The organism is Rhizobacter sp. P3_B12, assembly GCF_056402895.1.
In genome coordinates this window covers 1-2,471 of sequence record NZ_JBFUGN010000916.1, presented here as the reverse complement: position 1 = coordinate 2,471, position 2,471 = coordinate 1, and the positions used below count along the sequence as shown (strand labels likewise).

Sequence of the window (2,471 nt, the reverse complement as noted above, 5' to 3'; positions counted from 1 at the left end):
GTGCTGGAGGAGACCTACGGGATCATGGTCTACCAGGAGCAGGTGATGCAGGTCGCCCAGCGCCTGGGCGGCTACTCGCTCGGCGGCGCCGACCTGCTGCGCCGCGCGATGGGCAAGAAGAAGCTCGAGGAGATGGTCAAGCACCGCGCGACCTTCGCCGAGGGCGCGGCCGGCAACGGCATCGCCGAGCCGCTGGCCAACGAGATCTTCGACCTGATGGAGAAGTTCGCGGGCTACGGCTTCAACAAGTCGCACGCCGCCGCGTATGCGCTGCTGGCCTACCACACGGCCTGGCTGAAGGTGCACTACCTGGCCGAGTTCACCGCGGCCAACATGAGCGTCGCGCTGGACGACACCGACAAGCTCAAGATCTTCCACGACGACGCGGTGATGCTGGGCATCACCTTCGAGCCGCCGAGCATCAACACCGGCACGCACCGCTTCGAGCCGGTCGCCGACAAGGTGGTGCGCTACGGCCTCGGCGCGATCAAGGGCACCGGCCAGAGCGCGATCGAGGCGATCGTGCAGGCGCGCACCGACGGCGGCCCGTTCAAGAGCCTGTTCGACTTCTGCGCGCGGGTCGACCGCAGCCGCATGAACAAGCGCACCGTCGAGGCGCTGATCAAGGCCGGCGCGTTCGACCTGCTGCACCCGGAGCGCTCGCTGCTGGTGGCGAGCATCGGGCTCGCCTTCGAGTACGCCGACACGCAGGCCGCGCACGCCGACCAGGGCGGGCTGTTCGACTTCGGAGATTCCCATGCGGCGTCGACGCAGGAGCCCGAGCTGGTGCAGGTGCCGCCGTGGAGCATCAAGGAGCGGCTCAGCTTCGAGAAGGTCGCGCTCGGCTTCTACCTGTCGGGCCACCTGTTCGACCAGAGCGGCGACGAGGTGCGGCGCTTCGCCAAGCGCAAGATCGCCGACGTGATCGACAGCCGCGAGCCGCAGATGCTGGCCGGCATCGTCGGCGACCTGCGGGTGATCAACGGCCAGCGCGGCCGTGTCGCGATCTTCAAGCTCGACGACAAGAGCGAGGCGATCGAGGCGGTGGCCAACGAGGAGTTGCTGAACGCCAACAAGGACCTGCTGAAGGACGACGAGCTGATCATCGTCTCGGGCAAGGTGCAGCCCGACCGCTTCTCCGGCGGCATGCGCCTGAACGTGCAGCAGGTGTGGGACCTGGCCACCGCGCGCTGCCGCTTCGGCAAGTACCTGCGCGTCGAGGTCAACGGCAGCGTGCCGCCGGTGGCCGAGGTGCTGCGCGATTTCCCGAGCCGGCGCGTGCAGACCGACCAGGGCACGACGACGCAGGGCCTGGCGGTGCGGCTGGTGGTGCAGCGCGACGCGGCCGTCGGCGAGCTCGACCTGGGCGAGGAGAGCCGCTTCTTCCCGAGCGATGCGGCACTGGCGCGCTGGGTCGAGAGCGCGCACGGGCGGGCCGGCATCGTTTACGAGTAGTGGTGGCAGGGGTTACCAGTAGTCACGAGTTGGCACATTCCCTGTCGGCACCACACGCTCCAGCAACGTTCTAAGCGCATCATCAGATCTGCGTCAACACGCAGGAGGTCGCATATGAAGCAAGCACTCGCCCTGATCACACTGGCCGTCGCCAGTGCCTCATCCTTTGCCACCGACGTCGGCGTGTCGGTCAGCGTCAGCCAGCCCGGCGTCTATGGCCGCATCGACATCGGCAATGCACCGCCGCCGATCGTGATCAACCCGCAGCCGATCATCATCCAGCAGCCGCCGGCCGTGGTGGTCGAGCGCCGCCCGATCTACCTGCGCGTGCCGCCGGGCCACCAGAAGAACTGGGGCCGCTACTGCGGCCAGTACGCGGCCTGCGGCCAGCCGGTGTACTTCGTGCGCGAGGACTGGTACCAGGAGCACTGGCGCCGTGAACACGAGCATGACCACGATCACGACCGCCGCGATGACCGCGGCCGCGGCCATGGCCGTGGGCATGACAAGCACGACAAGCACGACAAGCACGACCACTGATCCGGGCTGAACCGGATCGGTCTCCGGGCCCGGGGTGTCTACACTCGAGCCCCATGCCGACATCACCCACCACGGGCCTGATCCTCACCGGAGGCGGGGCCCGTGCCGCCTACCAGGTCGGCGTCCTGAAGGCCCTCGCGCAGATCCGCCGCGAGGTCTCGCCGGACGACCGCAGCAACCCCTTCCCCGTGATCACCGGCACCTCGGCCGGCGCGATCAATGCCGCCGCACTGGCCAGCCATTGCGACGATTTCGACGCGGCCGTCGCGGCGCTGTGCGAGGTGTGGGAGAACTTCCGCGCCGAGCAGGTGTACCGCTCCGACTCGATCGGCGTGATCCGCACCGGCGCGCGCTGGCTGACGATGATGTCGATCGGCTGGGTGATCGCCCGCTGGCGCCGCGCGCGCCCGCGCTCGCTGCTCGACAACTCGCCGCTCGAGGCGCTGCTGAAGCAGATGGTGTCGGTGGGCCGGCTG

The 2,471-nt window shown here is 68.6% G+C and carries 3 protein-coding genes; all 3 read left to right on the top strand.

Annotated features, from left to right (window positions below; all coding sequences use genetic code 11):
• The coding region (locus AC1D01_RS29995; protein WP_477872934.1) for a helix-hairpin-helix domain-containing protein at window positions 1–1,455 on the top strand (1,455 nt) is incomplete at its 5' end.
• A 114-nt stretch (window positions 1,456–1,569) separates the two neighbouring features.
• Entirely contained in the window at window positions 1,570–1,995 is a 426-nt protein-coding gene (locus AC1D01_RS29990; RefSeq protein WP_477872932.1) for a hypothetical protein, read from the top strand.
• A 53-nt stretch (window positions 1,996–2,048) separates the two neighbouring features.
• A partial coding sequence (locus tag AC1D01_RS29985; protein WP_477872930.1) for a patatin-like phospholipase family protein occupies window positions 2,049–2,471 on the top strand: 423 nt, incomplete at its 3' end.